Genomic DNA, 25,502 nt, shown 5'->3' on the forward strand with positions numbered 1-25,502 from the left:
AAAATTAATTACAAGGTTCTCCGAAGATATCACCTGTACCAGGCGAGCCTCCTTGGTCACATGTTAAAACAAGAAAAGCATTTGAAGACGTCCACATATCAGTACTACTTGCTACACTTGTAAGATCCCACCCTGTCGCATTAACGGCCAAGACATCCGCATATCTAAACATCCAAGTCATCGATGTTACACTTGATGTATTAAGTCCTGCCATATTAATTGATGAAACTCCATTAGCGAAATAGAACATCCCGACAAAGCTAGTTGCACTTGAAGTATTAAAATGCGTTAGATCAATAACTGATAAAATAGTATCTCTAAACATATAAGCAAAATTTGTCACAGATGAAGTGTCAAATGTTGAAATATCAAGACTTGTTAAAGAGTCCATACCAGAAAACATATACGTCATTGTTGTAACGAGAGAAGTATCAAAACTTGTCAAATCAAGAGTTGCTAAAGAAGAGGTGCCATCAAACATCCTCTCCATTCTCGTCACACTATTAGTTTCAAAGCCTGTAAGATTTAAAGAAGTTAATGCAGTCATATTTGAAAAAGTAGCCGTCATATTCGTAACATTCGATGTATCGAGCATACTTAGGTCTAAAGTTGTAATAGTACTCATCCCACTAAACATTCGATCCATATTTTCAACAATGGCAGTATCAAAGTGGGCCACACTTAAACTTGGTAAAGAATTAAGATTGCTAAATAGATACTGCATATACCTAACCTTAGAAGTATTAAAGCTTGAAATATTTAGCGAAGTTAAACTAATGCCCGATGAAAACATATAAGACATATCAGTAACATTGGCAGTATTGAAACTTGAAAGATCTAATGTTGTTAGTGTATCAAGACCAGAGAACATACTCTTCATTGTCGTAACTTTTGTCGTGTCAAAATTAGAAACATTAAGACTAGATAAAAGAGTATTACTTGCAAACATTCTCTCCATCGTAGTGACATTTGCAGTATTAAATGAAGAGAGATTCATTGAAAGCATATTAGTGTTCCAGTAAAACATATCTCTCATATTAGTAACTTTACTCGTATCAAAACTTGATAAGTCTAATGTTGTGAGAGAATCCACATGGAAGAACATCCCCTCCATATTCGTTACATTTCCTGTATTAAAATTTGATAGGTTTAAAGTCGTTAAACTTTGAACATACTTAAACATCTCCTTCATATTCGTCACACTTGCAGTGTTAAAATTTGAGATATTAAGAGACGTAAGATTTCTCATGTCTTTAAACATCGCAGTCATATAAAGAGCACTAGAAGTATCAAAGTGAGACAGATCAAGAGAAGTCAGATTAGTAACTCCCTGAAACATACTAATGAAACTTAAAACATTACTTGTATCGAAATTAGAAATATTTAAACTAGTCAGACTCCCCATATTAGAAAAAACCTGTGTCATCGAATCAACATTTGAAGTATTAAATCCAGATAAATCAAGTGTTGTCAAAGCTGTCGCCCCATTAAACATATAGGACATTGTTACAACACTACTTGTATCAAGCCCGGTCATATCAACTGAAGTTAAAGACGTATTATTCATAAAAGTATATTCAAGCGACGTAATTCCAGTTGACGCCGTACCTGCAACAAAAGTCGTAAGTTGATTACAATTGTAAAATGCTCGAGATAAACTTACCCAACCAACTTCTCCAAGAGATTCGACTGAAATTAATTGATGTTGATTAGTATAAGCACCATTGAGAAAATCCATTCCCTCAAATGTACCAACAATCTTCACTTGATAGTCACCAGCACTTGCATAAGTATGGGCCTTATTTGCATCAGTATCTGATGTAATTGTCTGAACAGGTGTTCCATCACCCCAATCAACTGTAAAATTATAATTATAAGTTGCTACAAGTGGTAAAGTGACAACTTCATTCACTGCTGTCGTTCTCCAAGTCGTCTTAAATGGATTGATATGTTTACCAGATAGTGAAACAGCAGGTGTTGTATATGTTCCATCTGAAACAGTTAAACTACCTGTGTATGTTGTTTCGGCCGTCTCAACACCACGAACACTGATTGTACAACTTGCTCCTGCTCCTAAAGAGATTCCCGTACAATTATCGACAACGACTTCAAAATTACTTGTGTCTCCAGTAATAACTGGAGATTGAATTGTACCTGTTGAAATCGTTCCATTATTCGTCACAGTTAAAATAGACTCATCTCCAATTTCTCCGGGTTCAATATCAAGACTACTTAAAACCTCTGGAGAAATGTCAAATTGCTCAACCGTTTGATAATTAAATATTTCGTAAACGACCGAGTTTCCATCTGTAAGAGCAAGTGTAACAACGCTCGTATCTTTTACACCAGCATTTGGAGTTAGTGTAACTGTACAGTTAGGGGCCGTTCCACCAATAACAATATTTGCATTACTAAGTAGAGCAGTATTACTAGAACTTCCAGTTACTGAACCAGAACAAGTTATCGTCGAATCAGCATCACCAATAGTAAATGGAATCGGATTTGTTGCTGTACTAATTAACGAATTTTGATCGGCAACTGAAGAAATAACAGGAGGGATATCACATGGATGTCCTGCAGTAAGTCGAATATTATCTAAGGCCATATCTGAGGTATAGGTACTACCTGTCACTCCTCTAAAGCGAACCATTGTAGTTGTTGAACCTGGGAAAGATTCACATAAATTAATACTTTCAGAGAACCATGAATTTCCTTGATCTCCAGATTGGCCCCAAAGAATGCTTGGCTCCCATGTACTTCCACCATCAAGAGAATACTCTAAATTTAACTCTCCCATCGCGGCACCATACATATGCCAATCAAATTCAATCACATACTTATCAGTAACCGTATTGAAAACCGGACTTTCTATGACATGAGTATTATTATAATTACTCGATGATTCAATGAAAGCATAATAAGTACCATCAGTTGGAGAACTAGGACCAGTTCCAGAGCTTGGAGTAGTATCAGGATCGACAGACCAATTTCCATCATCAGTTACAGACTGAGTCCACGTCGTAACCCCTGTCGAAGCAAATGTTTCATTATAAGAAGGCCCAGGAAGGTCGGCCACAACGATTGCAAATATTTCGTTATCCGTTAGACTTCCATCAGAAGCGATAATTCTAAATTCGTATTCACCATCTTGAGTTAAATCAGGTGTCCAGTCCATAACACCTGTCGAGGTGTTAAAGCTGACTCCTGTTAAGCTCGTACAGCTTGAGCCTGAAACACTACCATCAATATTGATATCGTATGTACATGAATAAGTTAGCGCCTGACCATCGAGATCAAGATCGTCTCCCCCATCTGATGCATTAACAGTTGTAATAGGAGTATTTTCAATTGCACTATTTTGATCAGCGATTGCATCAAGAACAGGAGGAGCATTTACATTATTAACTGTTACACTAAAGATTTCATCATCACTTAAGCTTCCATCACTAGCGACAATTTTAAATTCATAATTACCAGATTGAGTATAATCAGGTGTCCAATCCATTACCCCGGTCGTCGCAGAGAATGAAACCCCTGACAACGATGTACAAGAAGTAGCACTTACAACAGCACCATCAACAACTGTGTCATATGTACATGAATATGAAATAGAATCTAAATCAGCATCTAAATCATCTCCCCCGTCAGCAGCATTTACACTCGACATCGCAGAGTTTTCAGAAGCAACGATATCTGCGATAGAATCAAGCACAGGAGCACGATTTGTATTTGTAACCGTGACACTAAAAATCTCAGAGTCACTTAAACTTCCATCTGATCCAGTAATTTGAAACTCATATGAACCAGACTGATCATAATTAGGAGTCCAATTTAAAACTCCTGTCGTACCATTAAAGCTAGCTCCAGTAAGAGACGCACAATTTGCACCACTGACGCTACCATTTACGACAGTGTCATAAATACATGTGTAAGAGATCGTATCAGAGTCATTATCTAAGTCGTCTCCACCATCACCGGCATTAATTGGAGTCATCACAGAGTTTTCCGCGATAGATTGATTTGAAATACTATCTAGGACAGGTGGCTGGTTGACGTTATTAACAGTAACGACAAATATTTCATTATCACTTAAGCTTCCATCACTACCATTAACTTGAAACTCATAGCTTCCGGCTTGACTATAGTTTGGCGTCCAATCAAGCTCCCCTGTTGAGGTATTAAATGTAACACCTGTTAGAGTCGAACAATTGGCACCTGCGACACTTCCATCAACAGTAGTATCGAAAGTACATGAATAAGTAATTGTATCTAAATCAATATCTAAATCATCAGCACCGTCAGCTGCATTAATCGTAGTTAAAGCTGAATTCTCATTTACTGATGCATTGGAAATACTATCTAATACAGGGGCACGATTGACATTGTTTACAGTGATTGAAAATATCTCATCATCACTTAAGCTTCCATCACTCCCAACAATCTTAAACTCATAAGTTCCTGCCTGAGAGAAATCAGGTGTCCAATTGAGAACCCCAGTTGAGGCAACAAAAGACACCCCTGTAAGTAAAGAACAATCAGTTCCACTTGATACAGATCCATTAATAGCAGTATCGTACTCACAGCTATAAGAAATAGTATCTAAATCAACATCTAAATCGTCCCCACCATCGGCAGCATTAACAGTAGTTATCGAAGAGTTTTCTGCAACTGTTTGATCACCAATTGAATCTAAGACTGGTGCACGATTAGTATTCGTTACATTGATAACAAATATTTCATCATCATCTAACGTACCATCACTACCTATAATTCTAAATTCATAATTTCCAGATTGGTCATAATCAGGAGTCCAGTCTAGCTCCCCTGTTGCCACATTAAAACTAACACCTGTTAATGAAGTACAGTTAGAGCCTATTGATACCGTACCATCAATAATAGTGTCATATAGACATGAGTATGAGATGGCCTCAAAGTCACCATCTAAATCATCACCGGAGTCGTTTGCATTAACAGTTGTTATTGCACTATTTTCAGCAACACTAAAGTCTGAAATATTATCAAGAACCGGTGGTTGATTAACATTATTAACAGTGATAACAAAGACCTCATCATCACTTAAACTTGTGTCGCTACCATTGATTCTGAACTCGTACAATCCACTTTGTGTAAAATCAGGAGTCCAATTGAGTTCTCCTGTTGTAGAATTAAAACTTACCCCGGAAAGTCCTAGACAACTTGTTACACCGACGCTGCCATCAACTGTTGTATCATAAAAGCAAGTGTATGAAATTGTATCTAAATCAATATCACTATCATCGCCTCCATCACCTGCATCAACTGTAGTTATTGCAGAGTTTTCAGAGACACTAAAATCGGCAATAGCATCAAGCACAGGAGCACGATTAGTATTTGTAACAGTAACCACAAAGATTTCATCATCACTTAAGCTGCCATCACCTCCCGTGATCCTAAACTCGTAACTCCCCTCTTGGTCAAAATTAGGAGTCCAATCTAACTCACCAGTAACAGAATTAAACGATACTCCTGTTAATGTTGAACAGTCAGCTCCTATAACACTTCCATCAATTGTCGTATCAAATGAACACGAATAAGAAATCGTATTTAAGTCAAAATCGAGATCGTCCCCACCATCTCCCGCATCAACAGTTGTGATAGCATTATTTTCACTTACGATAATGTCTGAAATAGCATCTAATACAGGAGCAACATTTACATCATTTACAACAATCGAAAAGATTTCATCATCACTAAGGCCACCATCTGTTCCCGTAATCTTAAATTCATAATCACCTGATTGAGAGTAACTTGGTGTCCAGTTAAACTCTCCAGAGTTAATATCAAACGAAATCCCTGTTAATGTTGAACAGTCAGCTCCAGTAACACTTCCATCAATTGTAGTATCAAATGAACAAGAATAAGTAATTGTTTCGAGATCAATATCAAAATCATCACCACCATCACCAGCATTAACTGTTGCGATGGCACTATTTTCAGCAACTATGATATTTGAGATAGTATCCAGTACTGGTGCACGATTCACATTGTTAACAGTGATTGTAAATATCTCTTCATCACTAAGACTTCCATCACTCGCAATGATTTTAAATTCATAACCACCGGCCTGGATAAAACTAGGCGTCCAGTTAACAATTCCAGTCGCTGGATCGAGATTAAACCCAGAAAGTGTTGAACAACTTGTCCCTGAAACACTTCCATCGACAACAGTATCAAATTCACACGAATAAGTGATGGCCTCAAGATCAATATCAAGATCATCCCCACCATCAGCTACGTCAATCGTTGTCATTGCCGAATTTTCATTTACAGTTAGGTTTGCAATACTATCAATGACAGGTGCACGATTATTATTGGCAACATTTATAACGAAAATCTCATCATCTACAAGGTTTCCATCTGAGGCGACAACCATAAACTCGTAACTTCCACTTTGAAAGTAATTTGGCGTCCAATCGAAAACACCAGAAGAAGGATTTAGTGAAACTCCGGCTATCGTAGTACAATCAATTCCCGAATTCACATTTCCGTCAGCAATCATGTCATAAGTACATGTATAAGTAAGAGGCTCACCTCCACTATCAAAATCGTCTCCACCATCACCGGCATCAATAGTTGCAATTGGACTTCCTTCCGCAATTGGCCCTTGATCAGCAATAACATCAACAACAGGAGGAACAAAGCCTGAAAGCGTACCACTTACTGTGGCAATATCAGAACTCTCCTTAGAGTCACTTGTATACATTGAAACACTATAACTTCCATTATTTGAGGCAACAGGCCTTATATCGAAAGTACATGTATCATTAGGAGCTAAGACAACTCCCTCACAATTATCATTGATAACTTCAATATGCTCAGCATCCGCACCAACGATAACTGGTGCCATCAGCGCAGCACTCTTAACAGTTCCTGAATTTTTTAACGTTAGCGTTTCACTAGGACCAGGAGAAGCTCCTCCTGAAATATTTAAGTTACTAATAGAGTTCGTTGAAAGAGTTAGATTCACTCTTCCGATAAAAGTATTTGAGCTTCCAGAAGAATTACTTGAACTTTCTTCACTACTGTCTGCTTCAGAATCTTCAGAAGGATTGAAGACACTTGTCACTTTAATCCCAAGTTCTTTCTCTTCTTTATTTTTATTACTTGGAGCAAAACTTGGCGAATCAAAATCTTGCGGCGGAGTTTCAAAAAAACGTTCATCCGATGAAGAGACTTTTTTTACAGGATCACTACTTAATGCAGAACTATAGCCGCCCTGCTTTTGTCCAATCGAATAGTATCCGACATTTTCCTCTTCGTTATACTGCTCGGCCACTAATGTACTGGCCACATTACGATCTTGCTCTTTCTTGAATTCATCCTGTGAAGATTGAGAGATATCCTTGAATGGATAGCTTTGATTTTTTTGCTCGTTCTTTAAGGAAAGCTTTGATTTATTTGTTACTTCTTGATTAACTTCTTCTTTAGATTTTACAGATTGATTTTCGTTGAATGAAAATGAGAAATAATAAACTAAGAAAATAGCCGATGCGATAAATGAGAATTTGAATAATCTTGAATTATTCCTCAATTTAAAGATCCCCCACCTACTGCACTAAATTTTCTATACTAAAGAAAATTTAATGTGCACTACAAAAATAATAACTTAAGGCTAAAAATCAAACTAATTTTGTAGCTAAGTAATTAAAATCATTCGCTCTCTTTAAAAAAAGCGCGCCTAAAATTTAGGCCAAGTGCAATGATGAAAACCCCTAAATTAATCAACATCTACCAACTCACCCTAAGGCAAATTAATTAAATAACTTATCGGTAGTATTTATTGAATTATGAACAAATTCTCTTTGCTTTGATAAATTTTTAAAAATGAGCCTAACTATCTGAAACTAAAGAAGACACTCATCAAGCAGGGCACGTACATCAAATTGAGCACCTAGTTTGTGAAGAACAAAGAAAACACCACCTATCTTTCGATCTAGAAAAACGGTATGTCTTGAAGGATTTCCTACGGCGACCTCCTTCATTAGCTGAGGGGCCATTTCCATAACCTTATCTGCAACGTTGGAGCGACCCCAATCATAGACCCCACCCTGAAAAGGTGCAGCTATAATTTTGGCATACTCCCAGAAGAAGTCTTCATTTGTTTTTTTATTCTTAGATAGGTATTCCATCTCATAGAGGTTTGAGAAGAATAACTCGCGATCAAGATTAGCGCAGGCGATGATTAGAGTTTGATAGCCCTTCAAGAAATTGTCTGGTGGAGTTTTTGAAGCACCAAAATCAATTAAACCCCAGCGGTTATTTGGTAATAAAATATAATTACCCATATGAACATCTGTCTGAACTTTTTTAAACTGGAAAAGCTCTAAGAACATAAGTCTCATGAAGTCTCTACCAAGCTCGTTTCGATCTTCTTGAGATAGATTTAATTGGTCAAGATCTCTTAGGCTATGGCCATCAAGATATTCCATCGTTAAAACCTGCTCATTACTAAAATCCTCTAAGACTTCAGGTATTTTGTATTGCGGGTATTCACTTAATAATTTTCGAAACTCATTTATAGACTTAGCCTCTGCTTGATAATCAGTTTCAAGAAAGAGCATCTCTTCAATTTCACTATAGATTTCTTTTAAGTCTACTTCTTTTGGTATGACATTGAGTAACTTCATTAAGATTTTTAGGGCCTTCACATCATTCTTGATTGCCTTTCTGACACCCTTGTACTGAATCTTCATGGCGTAATCAACACCGTTATAGTGAGCAAGATGAACTTGGCCAAGACTTGCAGCCGCGATTGGTTTCTCTTCTATCTCAAGTTGTTCTAAAAAACTTTTAGGAACTTGATCTTTAATTTGTTCCCACTCTAGATAGTAAGACTGACTCTCTAACTGCTTTAATACTTTTTGCGCTTCAGGCGGTAGGAACGCACTTGCATAAGTCGATAGTAATTGACCAGCTTTCATGAGAGAGCCCTTCATCACACCGAGCTCATTTACAATGAGTTCCACGTGAGGACCAATACCACCACTCAATTTATTTTTTAAATCTTCATTACGTTTAGACCAAACGTCTTTTCCCATTTTTAAAGCGAGTTTTGCAACCCCTACTTGTCTTGAGATGAACTTATTTTTTATTTTATTTATTTTCTTCATTAGCATTCTTATTCTAACATTAACTAAAGGAGAATGGATGTATTTTCGACTCAATAACTGTAAGCATGCCCTAATAATTGGTGCCGGTCATGGAATTGGACTTGGGATAGTGCAAAATTTATTAGAGAATTACTCAGGTATGCACGTCACAGCAACCTATCGAAAAAGAGAAAGTGCCTTAGATTTATTAAGCCTAGAAAAGTTATTTCCTAATAACTTACATGTATACCAGATAGATCCTACTAAAGAAGAGCAGATAAAAAACATGGCCCTAGAACTTGTTGATAGCTCTTTTGAGCTGATAATTAATAGCGTCGGAATGCTCCATGACAAAGAACTCAATCCAGAAAAATCTCTTAAAGAATTTGATCCTGAGAATTTTATTAGAATTATACAAGTGAACGCAATGGTTACACCACTCATTGGAAAGTATTTTGAAAAGAATCTAAGTAATACTCCTAGCCTGTTTGCAAGCATTTCAGCAAAAGTGGGAAGTATCGAAGATAATAAGATTGGTGGTTGGTACAGCTACCGAACTTCAAAAGCGGCACTGAATATGCTTATAAAAAATATCTCTATCGAATTCGAAAGAAAGAGAAAAAAATGTGTAGTTCTTGCTATTCATCCAGGAACGACTAAAACAAAGTTATCCGAACCATTTATAGGTAGAACTTCCTACATAATTCACGAGACACACGAAACAGCTTCTAATATACTTAATACCATTAATAATAGAGAACTTAGTGAAACTGGAAAGTTTCTATCTTGGGACGGCGGAGAAATTCCATGGTAACGACAACAATTAATGATACTGATTTTAAAAACTTTGATGAGAGAAAGAGAATAAAATTCATAAATGCTTTATCAGGATTTAAGTCAGCAAATCTTGTCGGTACAATCAATAATGAAGGACAAACTAATCTTTCAATTATCAGTTCTGTCGTTCATCTAGGTGCGTCTCCAGCTCTTATTGGCCTCGTGATTAGACCTGATACGGCCAGAAGAGATACACTAGAAAATATTCGTGAAAATGGCTTTTTTACGATTAACCATGTTAATGAAACAATTGTAGAAAAGGCCCATCAAACAAGTGCCCGCTATCCTCAAGATCAAAGTGAATTTGATGCCTGTGGCCTAACTGAAGAGTACAAAGATAAATTTCTTGCACCATTTGTTTTAGAAGCAAAAATTAAAATGGCGATAAAATTTGTGCGTGAAATTAAAATCGAGGAAAATGGTACACATTTTTTAATTGGTGAAATTAAAAGTGTTCACTTACCACAAGATTGCCTTGAGGAAGATGGCCATATCGATATTCATAAAGCCTCTACAATCTGTGTGTCAGGTCTAGATGCTTACTTTACGACGAGTGCTCTAGGTCGCCTCAGCTATGCAAAGGCCGATCGCCCACCAAGTTGGCTTTAGAGAAAAATACAAAAATTTTCCTAGCTAGCATTGACACTATTTTTTTTGCTACCATTTTTTTATTACGAGAGGTAAATAACTAATTTTTCGACCTCTAAAGAATCTTTTTTACTACAAACCGTATCAAGGAGACTTTATGTTAAAGAAAACTAATTTATGTGATTTTTCAAAACCTTTATTTTCTGACTTCGGTATTGAGCTGACATATAAACAGCATCAGAAAATAAAAGCACGACTCGATAGGCTTATGGACCGATGCCCTAATCATGGCCACTATCAGCTTGAATTTAAGAAGCATGAGTCGAATTATATAGCTCAGCTCAGTATTAAGTCCTATTCGAAAAACTTCTATGCAAAAAAAGTTGCACATACCCCATATCAGGCATTTCTCCTTTTAGAGGAGGAAATCGATGAGCAATTATTAAAATGGAAAAGAGAAAGATTTAGTAATAGCTTAGCAAGTAATTTACGTGGACCGCAAGTCGCGTAATTTATCCCTTGGCAAAACTCCTGACATCTCCAGGAACCAATTATGGTTCCTGGAACTTAATTAGATCTATTCTTTTGAACGAGGATTACGGCGAGCTTGTTTTGCCATAATTTCTAAATAGAATGACTCAGCTTTTTCACTTACGAGTAAATCAATCTTTTTGTTGATTTCTTTTTCATGAATCGCTTGAGCAGATTCTGCACTTTCACCAATACGACAGTCGAAATCCCAAAAGTCAGAACCTTCAGGCAACTCTTTTCGACGCTCTCTTTTAATATACTTCTTTACTTCAAATTTAATTTTATCTGCGACTCTTTCAGCTGAGCGCTTTTCATCCACTAATTTAAATGTTTTCTTCACTTTAATCTCACTATTTATATGTAATAGAAGCTTTTAGCATGGAAAATCTCGGAACACACCCTATTAATCACAACCTAGTTCACTTTACTTAAATTAAGGACAGGAATAGAATAAGACTATGAAGAAAAAAACAATTGCCCTCGTGGCACACGATAGTAGAAAGAATGACCTAATCCAATGGACTTTAGATCACAAAGATAAACTAACTAATCATAATCTTTGTGCAACGGGAACAACTGGAAGACTTTTAGAAGAAAAATTAGGCATTAATATTCATAAGTACCTAAGTGGGCCTATTGGCGGAGACTTTCAAATTGGAAGTGCAATTGTTGAAGATCAAGTTGATATGCTTATTTTCTTTTGGGACCCATTAGAGTCAATGGCACACGATCCAGATATCAAGGCCTTGCTAAGAATTGCTACACTTTACAATATCCCAATGGCCTGCAATCAAACAAGCGCTGACTATTTCATCAACTCAAGTTTAATGGACTCTGAATATGAGAGAAAACTTTCTGTGCTCAATAATTACAATCAAGCACGAAAAGGAATTAATTAAAAAAGTCCATATACACCTTAAACCAAGGAGTATCTCCAAAGCGCTCAACTACTTTATCAAAGAAGACTTCAACACCTTCTTCAGTTAGGCCCATTTGGTCATATGAAAGCTGCTCATAAAGATTCATGATAAGACTTGGTGTAAATGAATCCATAAGTTTTTCTAGATAAGCTAAGCCTTGTTGAGGATTGCGTGTAAGAAGATAATCATAGATTGATAATCTTTTAATATCACATGCCTCTGCAGAGCGTTTTTGAATACTAAGTCCATTATCAAAGTGATGCCATTGAGGAGTTTTATCATTTACTGTTCGAATACAAAGGGTAACGGTTGGGTTTTGCTCGTGAAGTACACGATGTGAGAACTCCAGCCCTCTTTTAATCTCACGGATATCACCCTTAACCAAAGTTTCATCGATTACACATTCGATTTCACTTGTGTAGATATCAGGAAAGAATTCTTCTTTCATATGAACCTTAAATACTTCATGTCTTGACTCTCCGGCCACAACTTGAAAAGCTCCACAAAAAGAATGTGAATGGATTGAAGTATCTAAAGTCTGCCAGAAATATAGATCAACAACAAAGTGTCCATTATTGAAGATTGTAACAGGTGGCTGACCAAATCCGTTATAAACATTAACTTGCTCAGGAAGAGTCTCTTGCTCTAAACTCCACTGCGCAATAAATGATTCAATCTCTTCAAGTTCAAAATCAAACTTAGACTTCAAAAGATAATCAGTACATACTCTTGAAAAGTCTTCTTCACTTGGCCTCAAGGCTTCTATTTCTTTTCCAATATTCAAAAGGTCTTTTATATTCATTTAAATTCTCATTTTTAAATTCGTGTAAAATTACACATTCTTGTTTTCTTAAAATACTGGCCATCACGACTTCTTCCACTATAGATTCTTGAATAGCTCATTTCCTCACCATCGACTTTAAGAAATCCCACTCCCTGTGCATTGGAAGTTTGATTACGATCTTTCATCCATTGAACACGATCGACATTAAAGTAAAGACTCTGCCCATCTCTGCCCCAGTATAGGTTGTGAACATTAAATGTCTTTTCATATTTATTCTCATATTGTTCACTATAAGGCTTACCTATCTTATAATCCATCCCATAAAAATTTATGTGCTCACAGCTCTCCTGCTTAATGTAGAGTTTTTCAACTTTAACTGATCCATCTCGATCACAAAGCCCTTCCCATGTACCAGTAAGTGCTGGGCAATTGGCAAACGAGCTAAGAGAAATTAGGCTTAAAATTGAGAATTTTAAATTGCGATGATTCATTAGTCTTCCTTAAGTATATTTAACTTCATTTATAGATAAGTTTAGCTGTTTTTTCTCTATAATGAAAAGTGGAGTTTTATCATGCTGGCCTTACTTACGTTAACGATCATTTTATTTACTTCAATAACCATTGTGAAAGTTGCCACAAAAATACTGGTATTGACGGGATTAAGTGATGAGGTAGCAAGATTTCAGGCAAAGTCAGCTCTTACTGGAACAGGATACACGACCAGTGAGTCTGAAAGTCTTGTTAATCATCCTTTGAGAAGGCGCGTTCTCAGTTTTCTGATGACTATTAGTAATGTAGGTATAATCTCTGTTATATCAACCGCTATTTTATCATTTGTTAATATCGATACAACAGTTGAAGGACTTAGTCGTTTTGCAGTTGCGATCACTCTTTTTTCAATAATTATATACATCACACAAAGCAATTTCTTTAATAAGTGGCTTAATAAGAAACTTAAAGTTTACTTAGGAAAACTATCAAATGTGGAACTCGTGGATTACGCAAATCTCCTACATCTTGGAGATAGTTTTGGTATTGGAGAAGTGTATGTTTCAGATAATCACTGGTTTGCTAATAAAACTGTAAGAGAGCTCTCACTTCCGAGAGAGGGACTTATTGTCCTCGGAGTGCAAGTAGCTAACGGAGAATACTTAGGACTTCCTTCAAAAGACTATGTCATAACGACTGGTGATACGGCCATTTTATACGGAAGAGCAGATATGCTTAGTGAGATAAGTACGAGAACAGTTGATATTGGTGATACAGAACGAAAAGAGGCCATCGAAAAATTAGCAGAAATTCGAAAAGAAGAAAAAGTTAGAGAAGAGGAAATTGTTGAAACCCGTGAAGCAAGCTAATACTCTCTTCCATCTGGTCTTGGTGCTATTAGAATTTTAAAGTACTTAAGAAGAAAAATAGCAAACCCACCACACCAAAATAATACGGCCACATACAAACTAGTAAAATAATACTGTGACGATATGATTGGAATTAACGAACGTGTTAGTGCACCAATTATGATTAGTAGATAAGATAACTTCGTCCAAGTATCTGCTTGAATTGATCGACCAGTATGTCCTAGCGAAACACGTGTCATTATCCCTATTGCAACGACTGCTAGCCCCCCAGCAAGAAGTAAATGTAAGGCTGCATTTGTCTCATTAACACGCATATTAAAAATACCTACAAATCGTAGAATTAACTCAAGATTAATTAGTGCAATTCCTATGTGCAGAATAAAGAGGATCGGAATGCTTATAGTTGCTAAAGGACGCCATAAATATTGTCTAAAGCAATTTGAGACAATAGCAATAATAAGAATTGCGAGGTTAATAGATGAAAGATTGTCTTGATTCCATAAAACGGCCAGCATCAAAACAGAACCTAAGCTAAGAAGGTTTAGCCAATTAGGAACATCAATACTAATATTTGATATTTTACTTCTGGAAAAGAAAGGTATTACCCTTCCAGCGATCAACAAAATAATAAAACGTATTAGCCCAATCGCAAGGTCTCTTCCATAATCTGCCACGACAGCTTCTTGAAATAAATTTCCCCACGTGTGCAAAAAACTACTCAAAGAAAAGCCTAATAGTAGAGGAATAAAAACAAATTTCTGCTTTGGAAAATGCCATAGTTTAACTAAAAGCATTATTAATAATATAGGGAAAAAAAGATTTAAGTTAATAAGCAAGCTAGAGGGACCAAGAGGAATAAAATAGGCCAACCTTTCAAGGCCCCAAATGAGAAGTAAGAAAGCCAACCACTTTCCTTGATAAGGCCTAGAACCAGTCCAATTAGCACTTGCTGTTAACAAAAATCCAGCGATCAAGGCACCACAAAAACCAAAGAGCATTTCATGCGAGTGCCAAAATATCGTATCAAGCGAGTTCAGTGGTACATCGATGTGCCCAAGATAAGAAAGAACCCAAATAATGGGATTAAGGGCCGCCATTAATCCGGCCATAAGAAAAAATGGCCTAAAACTGATTGAAAATAGTGCTCTTAATCCCATCACTCTCTCTGCTTACTTAAGAAGAACGTCGGCCCTAGTCGACTCAGCAATTGCTGCAGCTTCTTTAATTAGCTCATCTGCCACACCCAGCTCTTGTAAAGTAGCGCCAAGATTTTCAACAACGGCATTGAAATGCTCATCATTTAATCCTTGAGCAACAAGGGCCTCGTGAGCTTCTCTCATTCCCTTTCCATCATATGTATTTGGACCACCAAAGGCATAAGTTAAAAACATAATTTGCTTTCTTCTTTGAGCGGCCATATCGATTCCTTCAAAAAAGTGCCTAATGCGCTCATCAGCTAGAACCTTATTATAAAAAACATCGACAGCTGCGTTAACTGCTTCTCTACCGCCAATTCTTTCAAATAACTTTGTCATTTCATCTCCTTAATATATATCTGAAATACATATTATGTATGCTAGACTTAAATGGTATTAAAGTAAACAGGAAAATTAATATGCGTTTGGCCAGTTTTACAGATTATAGTTTACGAGTACTTATATATATCGCTCTAAAGGGCGATGAACGCTCTACTGTAGCAGAGATAGCCGACAAGTATAAAATCTCAAGAAATCATCTTGTGAAAGTCGTTCACAATCTTTCCTCAATGGGAATCATTGACTCCTATAAAGGAAAAGGTGGAGGCATCACGCTTTCCACTGCACCTGGCCAAATAGTAATTGGAAACTTAGTACGCCAATTAGAAGAGGACTCTCCACTTGTTGAGTGCTTTGGTAATTCAGGAAATTGTATAATTAATCCAACTTGTAAGTTAAAGAGTGCACTGATAATTGCTCAAAATAAATTCTATGAAGCACTCAATGAATACACATTGGACGATCTTATTTCTAATAAAGCAAAATTAGTCGAAATCTTTACAGCGGACAATTAGACTCTAACAGTCCCCTAATATTCTTTTGAAATTTTCTGATAACTTTTATTTGCTCATCTAGTTGAGTTAATTTTTCTTCAAGTTGTTTTCGAAGTCTACCATTTGGATTTTTAGAGGCGAGTACTTTTGCCATTGACTTAATTTCAGAAAGTGAAAAACCAAGCTCTTTTGCCTGCACAATTAGTTTTAAAAGTTCGACAGCTTCAACAGGATAAACTCGATAGCCATTATCACCTCTTTTAGGAACAAGAAGCTCCATCTTTTCATAATAACGAATGGCCGATGAAGGTATTCCCGTCTGCTTAGATAAATCACCTATTTTCATTTTTTTACTCCAGAGCTTGACCTTAAAGTATGGTTTAAGGTTTATACTAATCTAAACTAATCATAAAAAGGAAAACAAGTGAAATATTTTTTTACAGTACTATTAGCATTAAATATTCTAGCGGCAAGTGAAGCTCCTCGCTTTTCAATTATTCAAACAGGCACAGCAAAGACATTAGAGGCCCTAATTTATGAAGAAGGTAGTCTTTTTAAAACAATGATGGTGAATCATGCCGGTTTTCTCATAGAAAATAAAGGTAAGTACATTCTTTTTGAAACTGGCCTAGGCGATGATGTGCATGATCAATTTGCACTCGATATGTCTTGGTGGGCAAAGCCTATATTTGCTTACCATAAGCTTGATTCAATTAAAGATCAAATCAAGGATCACTATAAGATTGAAAATATTATTCTTTCTCATGCTCATTGGGACCATGCTAGTGGCCTTATCGATTATCCAGAAATTACAACACTTGTAAGCGAAGAAGAAATGCATGAAGTAATTCACCCTACTCCAAATCGTACATTTCCTTCTCAATTTAAAAATATCAAAACAAAAGCTTTTAAATGGAAAGAAGAAGAATACCTTAGTTTTCACAAATACTATGATGTATTTGGGGACAGGAATGTCATAATTGTACCTCTTTTTGGACATACCCATGGCTCACTTGGAATTATTCTCAATAATGCTAAAGATGGTAAGAAGTATTTCTTTGTCGGCGATGCTATTTGGACAACAAGACAACTTAGTCCACTTCAAAACAAGCCCTATCTTTCTTCTAAGTTAGTTGATACAGACAAGGCGATGGCACGTAAGAAAATTGAGATCGTAAAACTAATGCAACAAAAAGGCTACATCATTGTACCAACACACGACTTCTACGTGCATGAATCACTTGGCTATTATCCAAAATGGAATTGAGCTATTCTTTCATCGTTGGGAGCTTCAAGCCAAATTTAATAGCACCATACCTTAGAACAAATGTTGTGATCATTACTGCCAGCGCTGGGTATAGAGGATCAAAATCAATTTGAGAAAGAATGATGAAGACAACAGACGAAATCGCAGCTACTGTCGCATATAGTTCCTTCTGATAGAGAATTGATAATTCTCCGCTGAATGCCGATCGTAAGATCCCTCCTAGCACTGCAGTCACAACTCCCATCAATAATGACGTTTCATTATTAAATCCCAAAAGCAAAGTCTTTTGAGTTCCAATTACAACGAAGAAACCAAGTCCTAGTGTATCCAGAAATAATAGTAATGAACTTTGGCGCTCATAAAACTTTCTCATGAAAAAAGTCGAGAGAGTTGCAATGATAATGATATAAAGATAAATTGGGTTCTTAGTCCAAAAAACAGGCTCAGCTATAATAAGGTCTCTTACCGTACCTCCCCCAACAGCAGTTAGGAAGGCCAAGAATAGCATTCCAAATAGATCAAGCTTTGATTTTCCACCAACTGAAGCACCTGTAACAGCGAAGGCAAAGGTACCAAGGTAGTCAATATAGATAAATTCATTTGTCATATTTTCCTCTATAAAAGAGTTTAGCATATATTTCAATAAAATTTACTTTTAGAATTTACCAAGTAATTACTATTATCCAGTTATAATGAATAAAGAAAACTTTTAACCATGGATGTGTTAAGTGCTTATTTTTATCATTTGTCTTTTGATGCTTGCTTTTGCTTATAAATTCTATAGCCCATTTGTTGAAAAACAAGCAGGTATCGACTCTCAGAATCTAACACCAGTTAAAAAATTTGAAGATGGTGTTGATTATGTTGAAGTATCACCTACAAAGGCGTTCCTAATTCAATTTCTAAATATCGCGGGAGTTGGCCCTATTTTTGGACCAATACTAGGTGCTATTTATGGACCTATCGCACTCGTTTGGATTGTATTGGGAAATATCATTGGAGGCTCTGTCCATGACTTCTACTCGGGAGTACTTAGTATTAAGGAGGATGGAAAAAGTTTACCTGAAATAGCAGGTCACTATTTAAACACATACTTCAAAGCGATCATGCTACTTTTTACAGCAATGCTCCTCTTCTTTGTTGGTGTTGTATTTATCATGAGCCCCGCCGGCCTAATCAGCAATCTCGATGCCTTTAAAGACACGATGTTTGCCAGTAATAACTTCTGGGTACTAGTCATTCTCGCTTACTATCTATTAGCGACATTACTTCCTATCGATAAAATTATTACAAAATTTTATCCATTATTTGGTCTATTAATGGTTGTAATGACCGTCTTGATAGCAATTTCATTAATTCTTCACGCACCAATGTTACCAAAAATAGAGAATATCTTTGCATACATATCGCATTCACATATTAACTATGAATTATTAAACAGAGATCCTAATGGACCCCCTGTATGGCCACTCTTATTCGTGACAATCACTTGTGGTGCAATTAGTGGATTTCATTCAACACAAGCTCCAATCATTGCAAGATGTCTTGGAAATGAAAAATATGTAAGGCCAGTTTACTATGGAGCGATGTTAGCTGAAGGTGTTGTGGCATGTGTTTGGGCCCTTGCCGGAATATCTGCGTTTCCAGAAGGTTACGTACAACTAAAAGCCGTTATTGCACAAGGTGGTCCAGGGCTAGTCGTGAAACAGATCTCCTCAACATACCTAGGTGCTCTTGGTGGTGTTATGGCCGTTTTGGCGGTTGCAGTCTTCCCTATAACTTCAGGAGATACTGCATTTCGCTCATTAAGATTAACGATTATTGATGCATTTAATATTCATCAAAGCATAAGGAATCGACTATTGGTTTCAATACCAATTCTAACTGTCGCCTACTTTATGACAAAAATCGACTTCTCTCTTATTTGGCGCTACTTTGCCTTTTCAAATATGCTCTTATCAACAAGTGTTCTCTGGCTTGCAACGAAGTATTTATTTGATCGCAAAGCAATACACTGGATAGTTAGCCTACCAGCAATTGTTGGAACGGCAGTTACAATTTCATATATTCTGACTGCTCCTATAGGTGTTAATCTTTCAAAAGAGCAGGCCCAGCCAATTGGAGTTATAGTTGGAATCATTTGCTTAATTATCCTTATCGTTTTTCATCGTAAGAAATACTCACTTAAGGCCCAAGTATGATCACGTAGGTCCTTTAATAGAGGACCTATGCTAACTTGCTTTTTTCAAATGAAATGAATCCATTTTGCTTTTATCTACTGTTAAATTAAAAATGTCTGGTCGAGAATAATGACCTCCAATATCAAGAGATCTTCTTGCATCAATAACTTCCTCTAAATCATATTCTGCATAAAGAATTCCTTTTTCCCGTGACATTGGACCAGCAACGGCACCTCCAAATGGTTTAAATAAAACAGCATCACCATCAGATAACCAATCTTCTGGCTCTGGGAAAACATCATCTTTAAAAGGTACATCATCAGGAATATCACAACATTGAATAGCTGTAGAACATCCTGCGACCCAGCAGCCTCCCTCTCTAGCTATATGCTTAAGAGTTCCAAGCCAAGATTCCCCACAGTCCCAAGTTGGGGCCAAGTAAACCTCGACCCCTTGGGCATATAAACTAAAGCGAGAAAGTGGCATATAATTTTCCCAACATATGAGGCTTCCAATTTTTCCGGCCGGAGTATCCACAACATTTAGGCCACGAGCATCTCCCCAGCCCCAAACCATGCGTTCAGGGTTAGTTGGAATTAACTTTCGATGTAGATTTAGAATTTCACCATCTGGGCCAATAATGGCATATGAATTAAATAGTGTTGAGCCACTTGCTTCAGAGTTAATTTCATTAAAGCCAATTGCAACGGTTACGTTTTTCTTCTTAGCTGTTTCTTGAATATCTGATAGTTGATTTTTAGAGAGATCAATTGAGTTTTTAAAAAGAACATGGTGAAGTTCTTTAAACATCAGCATATCTCCACCAGGTCGAAGCCGCCATACCCAAGAAGGATAACCTGGTAAATATGCCTCAGGGAACATGACTAGCTGAGCGCCTTCTCTAGCTGCTTCAGTGATAGAATCACAAGCTATTTCGATTGATTTTGTTAAATTTAAAAATACAGGTGGAAGCTGAACGATTGCAAGTTTTTTCACTTTCATCTCCTTAAGTCAGCACCTCTCAGAGTATTTTAATTTAAACATATAATTGAATAGAAAGATATTTAACCTCTCTTAAATTTGGATGTTAAACCTCCAAATTATTTTCCAAAAAACTCACTTCGATATTCTTTAATTCCAGCTTTATTGTGACTTTTACAATCTTTTGATGAATCTTTGTTAACCTTTTCTTTTTTTACTTCTTTTACCTTCTCCTGCGAAGCAATAGAAGTCATTGATAAAAGTACAGCACAACACAGTATAAGTTTCTTCATATCTATTCCCTTGTTAAGTCTCTTTCAAAAAGATAACACTTGAAACCACTTATATATAGGAACCTTACGAAGATTTCACACTACGATAAAAGATTTAACAAAAATAACTAAAGTCAATAAATAGAGATAAGACGAGGTAATCAGAGAATAAAAAGAAGGGCCATTACCTGACCCTTTTGTTTTACAATTTTATAACCATTACGCTGCACTAAGCGGCCATAATTTTTTCAATTTCACTATCAGGCAAGTTTCCGAGGTCCTTATTTAAATAATTGCTAACCTGCTTATTCAACTTGCTATTCAAGTTATTTCTTATCACTCCTAAAAAAGAGTTCTCCGCTACTATCACAAGCTCATCAAAATTATGCTTATCATGATTTTGATTTAAGAACTGATTAATCTCTTTTGCAAATAATTCTTCACGATGCTGCTTATTTGTTTTCTTAGGTGTAAAAGATTGATAACCGTGAGCACTACTATTGGCCATTGAGCCATGGCGGTCCGAATTCACCTCTCCCTCTTTTAATTTAATCCTAGGATTTTCAAGGGATTTAATTAGCTTTAAGGTATTTCTTTTTTTTCGCTCATAAATACGTGCATTAGACTTGCTTGCAACAACAACCCATGATCGATGCATATCTACCTCCACGAGATATTTTTTTTATCATCGCCCTAATTCAAAAATAATTCCAACAAATAAATAGTAAATATTTCTTATCACAACTCCATGTGAACTGTTCCTAATTTCAGAGCAGGTTCTTTTTTCTTATAAACTGTTAAAAGTATGTTAAAAATATTGAATGAAAACAGATAACAAAGAACTACATCCAAGAAATCTTCACAATAAGAGCTATGATTTTAATGCTTTAATAAAGAGCTTTCCGACTCTTGAAAGTTATGTAAAAGCAAATCAATACGGAAATCAAAGTGTAAACTTCTCGGATGCTGGAGCACTTTTATGTCTTAATCAGGCACTTTTAGCTCATTACTATAAAGTGACTAATTGGAGTGTTCCCCAAGGAAATCTTGTACCGCCTATTCCAGGACGAGTCGACTATATTCATTATATTGCCGACCTTTTAGCAGAGAACAATAATGGAAAAGTTCCAGTTGGTCCAAAAATAAAAGGACTAGATATTGGAACTGGAACGAGTTGTATCTACCCTATTCTTGGTAATAGTATCTATGGTTGGAAATTTGTTGGAAGTGATATTAGCTCTGAAGCAATAAATCATGCCAATACAATTCTTAAAGCAAATTCATCTTTAAAAAAGAATATAAAGGCACGCTTTCAAAAATCACCTCAACATATCTTTAAAGAACTAATTAAAAGTGATGAGAAGTTTGATTTCACGATGTGTAATCCACCTTTTTATTCATCACAAGAAGAAGCCGATAAAGAGAGAGCTAAGAAGCTTAAAAATCTGAATGCAAACAAAATCAAGAAAGGACATAACCCCACGGCAAAATCGAATTTTGGGGGAGTAAAAAATGAGCTCTGGTGTGAAGGTGGAGAGAAAGCATTTGTCACAAATATGATTCAAGAAAGTGTTGAATTTAAGCAACAATGTCACTGGTTTACGACTCTTATTTCTCAAAAAGAGAATCTAGTTGATTTAAATAAAGAGCTTAAGAGACAAGGTGTAAGTGATAGTCGAGTTATTGAAATGATTCATGGACACAAGATTGCTCATATTCTTGCTTGGAAATTTTAGAAGTCCATACCTTGACCTTAGGGAAATCAAGGTATGGACATATGTATTAAAGAAGGATAATTGTGTGAACAGCACCTTCTCTAACAACTTCAAATTCAAACATTTCAAGAGCAAGAGCTTTACGATCAGATCTCTTAGCATTTGACAGGATTTCTAAGTCAGAGCTTGATAGCTTATCTAGAGAGATATTGAAAGCTACAAATTCAGTTCTTTTTCCGTTATTTACTTCACCGTGACGATCAGCTGTACCAAATGGCTTGAAGCTAAGAATAACTTGAGCAACTTGAACTTTTGAAAGAGTTACTTCGCTACAAAGACCAGTTTGAGCTCTATCTCTAACTGGACCATTTGAGTTACAGTTAGTAACAACAACATTCTTTGATTCAACAACTTCAGTTAGTTTGAAGTCAAATACGTTTACGTTTACTTTTCTAGAAGATTCAACAGTTTTCTCAGTTGCGAATACATCGTATGAGATTGTTTTTGCTTGAGTTGAAAGTCCAGCGATTAGTGTAAGTGCGATTAATAAGTTTTTCATAAATCCTCCAAGAATTGGTTAGCAATGTTTTCTATGGGGGTAATTTGAACTAAGCACGACAAAAAATATATATTCTTCAAATTTTGTCCAAATTTTCAAAGACATTTGTCCAATATCGTAATTTCAAGGCCCTAGAACGGACAAATCCTATGTTTTTGTCCAAAATTTTCATAGTTTCACAACAATTATTGATTAAATGAATAGTGAACGATAGTTATATATCCATGCAAAATAGCATTTCTACTTCCCATTCAAAGCTTGGCCTTAGGGCACAAGTACAAGCCGATATCAATCGCTACCTTGTGAACTTCAAGGATGCTAAGATTGGGCAAAGAAAGCTTGCTGAAAGTGCTGATATTCATCCAAAGACGATCCAAAGAATTTGTCGCCAAGAGAATACTCCTGGGCATATTACAATTCTAAAAATTTACCGCGTTCTTCTTGGAGAAAGTAATACTTCAAAACTACTTCCCCTACTTCCAACTGCAATCAAAGAAGTTGTACTTAAAGATGGAATCGATCTACCTGAAACTGACGTTGATTACTCAGCAGTTATTAAAAGTGAAATCCTAAAGAATGATGTCTTTTGCGAGATTTACTTTCTAATTGATACAGCACCTGTTACTCGTGATCTCATCATGTTCAAATACGGAGAGCATGGATTACATATTCTTGATAATATGTTTTCTCTTAATGCTATTAAATACCTCGATGATGGAGCGATCGCTCTTGGAACATCTAGGGTGCAGCTAGATGCTGAAATAATTAAGAAGGCCGGCTTAACTCTATCGCAGAAGTATTCTAAACACCAAAACTGTGAAATTACTGGTGATAACTTCATCGGACTTTATGTTGATTCGCTACCAGAGGAAGCTTATCAGAAATGGCTTGAGATCGATAAAGAAGCATTTATAAAGAAAGCTGAAATAGCGAAGCAGTATCGCACTAATGTAAAAGGCAAGAGGGTCTTTACTTATATGACGACTGATACATTTACAAAGAGTGAATTATGAAAGTTTTAAAATGGATAATCCTAGCAAGTTTAGCAACGACTATATTAGCTGGTGGAGACTATGGTGGTGGCCCTAAAGTTGTAGCACTAAACAAACTCGACCACTCTGTTCAGCTCGGAGACATCAAGCTCTCTAGGAATAAAGATAAGATTGAACTGACAGTTATCTATCAAAAACGAGTTACAAAATTTGATCCTTTCTTAAGTGAAAAGGATGCTAATAAACTGATGTATGGAAAATACGCTGAAGTTAGAGTTAATTACGACAAAGAATTATTCAATCAAGACTTAATTGATGAATTAAAAGGTCGTGGTCCAATTACTATCTTTAAGTCTAAGTATAAAAAGCTTGTGAATGAATACTTCACAATTGATGAAGTTACAGATCAAGTAAATATTGATCCAGATAAAAAGTACTTTGAAGTAAACTTAAAATAAAAATAGGCTTAGAGCTCAGTATATTTCTTTGCTGAGCCCTTCGCTTTTTCAATTGGATATTTCTTGGCATTCTTTTGTATTTTTCTAAGAGTCACCTCTTCAATATCAATATCGGCCTTAATTGCAATTCTCATCAGGTAAACAAAGATATCAGCAATCTCATCCTCTAGCTTTTCTTTGAGAATTGAATTAGAAGCAATATCATTGGATTCGCATTCCTTTAGCCATTGAAAGATTTCCACAAGTTCAGAAGTCTCCACACTAAGTGCCATTGCTAAATTTTTAATTGAGTGAAATTGATCCCAATCTCTCTCACTTATAAATTTACTTACTTCAGAGTTTATCTTTTCAACATTAATCGATTTCATATAGGCCTTTTCTTCAAGTCTTCTATTCGATTATAGTAATTTTCCCATTAGCAAAGCAAGTAAATGTCGATTTCACAGTAACATCACCACTACATCCACCAGGAAATGGCGATTCATTGTGAACAACGACCTCTAGATCATTACTATTCAGGCGGCTTAGCTCTCCATTTAAGCTATCACACCATTTCTGAGCATCATGTAGAATCATATCCACAGCACCGCTTAGCGCCCCGATACTATCTGTGTAACAAGCATAGTTTTGAACCTCAAAATCTTTGCGAGCGATACTCCCATCACTTGCGAGCAGACTTGCAGACGTAAAAACTGTAAGTGTGATTAGTAGAAAATTCTTCATCTCTCCTCCCTTCGGTTAAGAGTAAGATAGAGAATCATACTTAATAAATACAATAAATTTATGAGTAATATCTAATAAGATAATTTTATAACAAGGAGAAATCTTCACTAAACACCTAATAATACAGTTTAAAGTTAACCATCTTAACCATATTAAGTTTTACACAGATCAATTTCCCCT

Annotated in this window: 26 protein-coding genes; 11 read left to right on the plus strand and 15 right to left on the minus strand. The window is 36.1% G+C overall.

Features of this window, described 5'->3' with window-relative positions; all coding sequences use genetic code 11:
• Positions 1–4: 4 nt before the first annotated feature.
• Complete coding sequence (locus ACMAYS_RS10755) at positions 5–7,570, minus strand: BspA family leucine-rich repeat surface protein (RefSeq protein WP_412463266.1); 7,566 nt, start codon at positions 7,568–7,570, stop codon at positions 5–7.
• A gap of 313 nt (positions 7,571–7,883) precedes the next feature.
• Positions 7,884–9,149: an ABC1 kinase family protein gene (locus ACMAYS_RS10760; protein WP_158246890.1), complete on the minus strand. Its 1,266-nt coding sequence runs from the start codon at positions 9,147–9,149 to the stop codon at positions 7,884–7,886.
• Positions 9,150–9,186: 37 nt separating this feature from the next.
• Here ACMAYS_RS10760 and ACMAYS_RS10765 point away from each other — a divergent pair, with 37 nt between their 5' ends.
• From ACMAYS_RS10765 to ACMAYS_RS10775, 3 genes are all read left to right on the plus strand, one after another.
• Positions 9,187–9,942: an SDR family NAD(P)-dependent oxidoreductase gene (locus ACMAYS_RS10765; protein ID WP_412463267.1), complete on the plus strand. Its 756-nt coding sequence runs from the start codon at positions 9,187–9,189 to the stop codon at positions 9,940–9,942.
• The gene (locus tag ACMAYS_RS10770) at positions 9,936–10,574 is read left to right on the plus strand and encodes a flavin reductase family protein (protein WP_412463268.1); all 639 of its coding nucleotides are present in this window, start codon (positions 9,936–9,938) and stop codon (positions 10,572–10,574) included. Before ACMAYS_RS10765 ends, ACMAYS_RS10770 begins: the two co-directional genes overlap by 7 nt.
• Positions 10,575–10,710: 136 nt before the next feature.
• Complete coding sequence (locus tag ACMAYS_RS10775) at positions 10,711–11,064, plus strand: hypothetical protein (protein ID WP_412463269.1); 354 nt, start codon at positions 10,711–10,713, stop codon at positions 11,062–11,064.
• Between the two features lie 66 nt (positions 11,065–11,130).
• Here ACMAYS_RS10775 and ACMAYS_RS10780 read toward each other — a convergent pair whose 3' ends face one another.
• Entirely contained in the window at positions 11,131–11,424 is a 294-nt protein-coding gene (locus ACMAYS_RS10780) for a DUF6172 family protein (RefSeq protein WP_103218271.1), read from the minus strand.
• Positions 11,425–11,542: 118 nt separating this feature from the next.
• Between ACMAYS_RS10780 and ACMAYS_RS10785 the strand changes: the two genes are divergently transcribed.
• Positions 11,543–11,983, plus strand: coding sequence for a methylglyoxal synthase (locus ACMAYS_RS10785; RefSeq protein ID WP_103218272.1), 441 nt, complete (start codon positions 11,543–11,545; stop codon positions 11,981–11,983).
• On the opposite strand, the gene ACMAYS_RS10790 is transcribed toward ACMAYS_RS10785, so the two are convergent.
• Complete coding sequence (locus ACMAYS_RS10790) at positions 11,976–12,806, minus strand: hypothetical protein (RefSeq protein ID WP_103218273.1); 831 nt, start codon at positions 12,804–12,806, stop codon at positions 11,976–11,978. The two genes, ACMAYS_RS10785 and ACMAYS_RS10790, sit on opposite strands and share 8 nt — an antisense overlap.
• A 14-nt stretch (positions 12,807–12,820) precedes the next feature.
• On the minus strand, positions 12,821–13,279 hold the full coding sequence (locus ACMAYS_RS10795) for a hypothetical protein (protein WP_392992820.1): 459 nt from the start codon (positions 13,277–13,279) through the stop codon (positions 12,821–12,823).
• 81 nt (positions 13,280–13,360) lie between these two features.
• Here ACMAYS_RS10795 and ACMAYS_RS10800 point away from each other — a divergent pair, with 81 nt between their 5' ends.
• Positions 13,361–14,146: a TrkA C-terminal domain-containing protein gene (locus tag ACMAYS_RS10800; RefSeq protein ID WP_103218275.1), complete on the plus strand. Its 786-nt coding sequence runs from the start codon at positions 13,361–13,363 to the stop codon at positions 14,144–14,146.
• On the opposite strand, the gene ACMAYS_RS10805 is transcribed toward ACMAYS_RS10800, so the two are convergent.
• Together ACMAYS_RS10805 and ACMAYS_RS10810 are read right to left on the minus strand one after the other, a co-directional pair.
• Complete coding sequence (locus tag ACMAYS_RS10805) at positions 14,143–15,303, minus strand: NnrS family protein (RefSeq protein WP_412463470.1); 1,161 nt, start codon at positions 15,301–15,303, stop codon at positions 14,143–14,145. The genes ACMAYS_RS10800 and ACMAYS_RS10805 overlap by 4 nt on opposite strands.
• Positions 15,304–15,315: 12 nt before the next feature.
• Positions 15,316–15,681, minus strand: coding sequence for a group I truncated hemoglobin (locus ACMAYS_RS10810; protein WP_103218277.1), 366 nt, complete (start codon positions 15,679–15,681; stop codon positions 15,316–15,318).
• A gap of 38 nt (positions 15,682–15,719) precedes the next feature.
• Between ACMAYS_RS10810 and ACMAYS_RS10815 the strand changes: the two genes are divergently transcribed.
• A complete protein-coding gene (locus ACMAYS_RS10815; RefSeq protein ID WP_199177549.1) occupies positions 15,720–16,196 on the plus strand; it encodes an RrF2 family transcriptional regulator in 477 nt (158 codons plus the stop codon).
• Here the strand turns inward: ACMAYS_RS10815 and ACMAYS_RS10820 are convergent.
• Positions 16,180–16,521, minus strand: coding sequence for a MerR family transcriptional regulator (locus ACMAYS_RS10820; protein WP_103218279.1), 342 nt, complete (start codon positions 16,519–16,521; stop codon positions 16,180–16,182). The genes ACMAYS_RS10815 and ACMAYS_RS10820 overlap by 17 nt on opposite strands.
• A 78-nt stretch (positions 16,522–16,599) precedes the next feature.
• Here ACMAYS_RS10820 and ACMAYS_RS10825 point away from each other — a divergent pair, with 78 nt between their 5' ends.
• Complete coding sequence (locus ACMAYS_RS10825; RefSeq protein WP_412463270.1) at positions 16,600–17,442, plus strand: MBL fold metallo-hydrolase; 843 nt, start codon at positions 16,600–16,602, stop codon at positions 17,440–17,442.
• Between the two features lies 1 nt (position 17,443).
• On the opposite strand, the gene ACMAYS_RS10830 is transcribed toward ACMAYS_RS10825, so the two are convergent.
• A complete protein-coding gene (locus tag ACMAYS_RS10830; protein WP_103218281.1) occupies positions 17,444–18,049 on the minus strand; it encodes a trimeric intracellular cation channel family protein in 606 nt (201 codons plus the stop codon).
• A gap of 121 nt (positions 18,050–18,170) precedes the next feature.
• On the opposite strand from ACMAYS_RS10830, the gene ACMAYS_RS10835 reads away from it, so the two are divergent.
• Positions 18,171–19,643 (plus strand): carbon starvation protein A, encoded by a 1,473-nt coding sequence (locus ACMAYS_RS10835; protein ID WP_103218282.1) that lies wholly within the window; start codon positions 18,171–18,173, stop codon positions 19,641–19,643.
• A 30-nt stretch (positions 19,644–19,673) separates the two neighbouring features.
• Here the strand turns inward: ACMAYS_RS10835 and ACMAYS_RS10840 are convergent, their stop codons facing one another.
• The 3 genes from ACMAYS_RS10840 to ACMAYS_RS10850 all read right to left on the minus strand — a co-directional run bounded on the left by ACMAYS_RS10840 (position 19,674) and on the right by ACMAYS_RS10850 (position 21,533).
• Positions 19,674–20,624 (minus strand): carbon-nitrogen hydrolase family protein, encoded by a 951-nt coding sequence (locus ACMAYS_RS10840; RefSeq protein ID WP_412463271.1) that lies wholly within the window; start codon positions 20,622–20,624, stop codon positions 19,674–19,676.
• 98 nt (positions 20,625–20,722) lie between these two features.
• Positions 20,723–20,896 carry a hypothetical protein gene (locus tag ACMAYS_RS10845; RefSeq protein ID WP_158246892.1) on the minus strand — a complete coding sequence of 58 codons (174 nt, stop codon included), beginning with the start codon at positions 20,894–20,896 and terminating at the stop codon, positions 20,723–20,725.
• 208 nt (positions 20,897–21,104) lie between these two features.
• Positions 21,105–21,533: a host attachment protein gene (locus ACMAYS_RS10850; protein WP_103218284.1), complete on the minus strand. Its 429-nt coding sequence runs from the start codon at positions 21,531–21,533 to the stop codon at positions 21,105–21,107.
• 163 nt (positions 21,534–21,696) lie between these two features.
• Between ACMAYS_RS10850 and rlmF the strand changes: the two genes are divergently transcribed.
• Positions 21,697–22,611: a 23S rRNA (adenine(1618)-N(6))-methyltransferase RlmF gene (rlmF, locus tag ACMAYS_RS10855; protein WP_412463272.1), complete on the plus strand. Its 915-nt coding sequence runs from the start codon at positions 21,697–21,699 to the stop codon at positions 22,609–22,611.
• A 46-nt stretch (positions 22,612–22,657) separates the two neighbouring features.
• Here the strand turns inward: rlmF and ACMAYS_RS10860 are convergent, their stop codons facing one another.
• Positions 22,658–23,149 carry a hypothetical protein gene (locus ACMAYS_RS10860; RefSeq protein WP_103218286.1) on the minus strand — a complete coding sequence of 164 codons (492 nt, stop codon included), beginning with the start codon at positions 23,147–23,149 and terminating at the stop codon, positions 22,658–22,660.
• A 224-nt stretch (positions 23,150–23,373) separates the two neighbouring features.
• Here ACMAYS_RS10860 and ACMAYS_RS10865 point away from each other — a divergent pair, with 224 nt between their 5' ends.
• Complete coding sequence (locus ACMAYS_RS10865) at positions 23,374–24,162, plus strand: hypothetical protein (protein ID WP_103218287.1); 789 nt, start codon at positions 23,374–23,376, stop codon at positions 24,160–24,162.
• Positions 24,159–24,599: a hypothetical protein gene (locus tag ACMAYS_RS10870; RefSeq protein ID WP_103218288.1), complete on the plus strand. Its 441-nt coding sequence runs from the start codon at positions 24,159–24,161 to the stop codon at positions 24,597–24,599. Before ACMAYS_RS10865 ends, ACMAYS_RS10870 begins: the two co-directional genes overlap by 4 nt.
• An 8-nt stretch (positions 24,600–24,607) precedes the next feature.
• On the opposite strand, the gene ACMAYS_RS10875 is transcribed toward ACMAYS_RS10870, so the two are convergent.
• Positions 24,608–24,967: a nucleotide pyrophosphohydrolase gene (locus ACMAYS_RS10875; protein WP_199177551.1), complete on the minus strand. Its 360-nt coding sequence runs from the start codon at positions 24,965–24,967 to the stop codon at positions 24,608–24,610.
• A gap of 22 nt (positions 24,968–24,989) precedes the next feature.
• A complete protein-coding gene (locus ACMAYS_RS10880) occupies positions 24,990–25,322 on the minus strand; it encodes a hypothetical protein (RefSeq protein WP_412463273.1) in 333 nt (110 codons plus the stop codon).
• Positions 25,323–25,502 lie beyond the last annotated feature (180 nt).

Source organism: Halobacteriovorax sp. RT-2-6, assembly GCF_047085025.1.
Lineage (GTDB): Bacteria > Bdellovibrionota > Bacteriovoracia > Bacteriovoracales > Bacteriovoracaceae > Halobacteriovorax_A.

What these genes read in the sequence shown, in the direction of transcription:
- ACMAYS_RS10760 (WP_158246890.1), bottom strand. Translation starts at nt 9,149, where the DNA reads ATGAAGAAAATAAATAAAATAAAAAATAAGTTCATCTCAAGACAAGTA.
- ACMAYS_RS10765 (WP_412463267.1), top strand. Translation starts at nt 9,187, where the DNA reads ATGTATTTTCGACTCAATAACTGTAAGCATGCCCTAATAATTGGTGCC.
- ACMAYS_RS10770 (WP_412463268.1), top strand. Translation starts at nt 9,936, where the DNA reads ATGGTAACGACAACAATTAATGATACTGATTTTAAAAACTTTGATGAG.
- ACMAYS_RS10775 (WP_412463269.1), top strand. Translation starts at nt 10,711, where the DNA reads ATGTTAAAGAAAACTAATTTATGTGATTTTTCAAAACCTTTATTTTCT.
- ACMAYS_RS10785 (WP_103218272.1), top strand. Translation starts at nt 11,543, where the DNA reads ATGAAGAAAAAAACAATTGCCCTCGTGGCACACGATAGTAGAAAGAAT.
- ACMAYS_RS10790 (WP_103218273.1), bottom strand. Translation starts at nt 12,806, where the DNA reads ATGAATATAAAAGACCTTTTGAATATTGGAAAAGAAATAGAAGCCTTG.
- ACMAYS_RS10795 (WP_392992820.1), bottom strand. Translation starts at nt 13,279, where the DNA reads ATGAATCATCGCAATTTAAAATTCTCAATTTTAAGCCTAATTTCTCTT.
- ACMAYS_RS10800 (WP_103218275.1), top strand. Translation starts at nt 13,361, where the DNA reads ATGCTGGCCTTACTTACGTTAACGATCATTTTATTTACTTCAATAACC.
- ACMAYS_RS10805 (WP_412463470.1), bottom strand. Translation starts at nt 15,303, where the DNA reads ATGGGATTAAGAGCACTATTTTCAATCAGTTTTAGGCCATTTTTTCTT.
- ACMAYS_RS10810 (WP_103218277.1), bottom strand. Translation starts at nt 15,681, where the DNA reads ATGACAAAGTTATTTGAAAGAATTGGCGGTAGAGAAGCAGTTAACGCA.
- ACMAYS_RS10815 (WP_199177549.1), top strand. Translation starts at nt 15,720, where the DNA reads ATGCTAGACTTAAATGGTATTAAAGTAAACAGGAAAATTAATATGCGT.
- ACMAYS_RS10820 (WP_103218279.1), bottom strand. Translation starts at nt 16,521, where the DNA reads ATGAAAATAGGTGATTTATCTAAGCAGACGGGAATACCTTCATCGGCC.
- ACMAYS_RS10830 (WP_103218281.1), bottom strand. Translation starts at nt 18,049, where the DNA reads ATGACAAATGAATTTATCTATATTGACTACCTTGGTACCTTTGCCTTC.
- ACMAYS_RS10840 (WP_412463271.1), bottom strand. Translation starts at nt 20,624, where the DNA reads ATGAAAGTGAAAAAACTTGCAATCGTTCAGCTTCCACCTGTATTTTTA.
- ACMAYS_RS10845 (WP_158246892.1), bottom strand. Translation starts at nt 20,896, where the DNA reads ATGAAGAAACTTATACTGTGTTGTGCTGTACTTTTATCAATGACTTCT.
- ACMAYS_RS10850 (WP_103218284.1), bottom strand. Translation starts at nt 21,533, where the DNA reads ATGCATCGATCATGGGTTGTTGTTGCAAGCAAGTCTAATGCACGTATT.
- rlmF (WP_412463272.1), top strand. Translation starts at nt 21,697, where the DNA reads ATGAAAACAGATAACAAAGAACTACATCCAAGAAATCTTCACAATAAG.
- ACMAYS_RS10860 (WP_103218286.1), bottom strand. Translation starts at nt 23,149, where the DNA reads ATGAAAAACTTATTAATCGCACTTACACTAATCGCTGGACTTTCAACT.
- ACMAYS_RS10865 (WP_103218287.1), top strand. Translation starts at nt 23,374, where the DNA reads ATGCAAAATAGCATTTCTACTTCCCATTCAAAGCTTGGCCTTAGGGCA.
- ACMAYS_RS10870 (WP_103218288.1), top strand. Translation starts at nt 24,159, where the DNA reads ATGAAAGTTTTAAAATGGATAATCCTAGCAAGTTTAGCAACGACTATA.
- ACMAYS_RS10875 (WP_199177551.1), bottom strand. Translation starts at nt 24,967, where the DNA reads ATGAAATCGATTAATGTTGAAAAGATAAACTCTGAAGTAAGTAAATTT.
- ACMAYS_RS10880 (WP_412463273.1), bottom strand. Translation starts at nt 25,322, where the DNA reads ATGAAGAATTTTCTACTAATCACACTTACAGTTTTTACGTCTGCAAGT.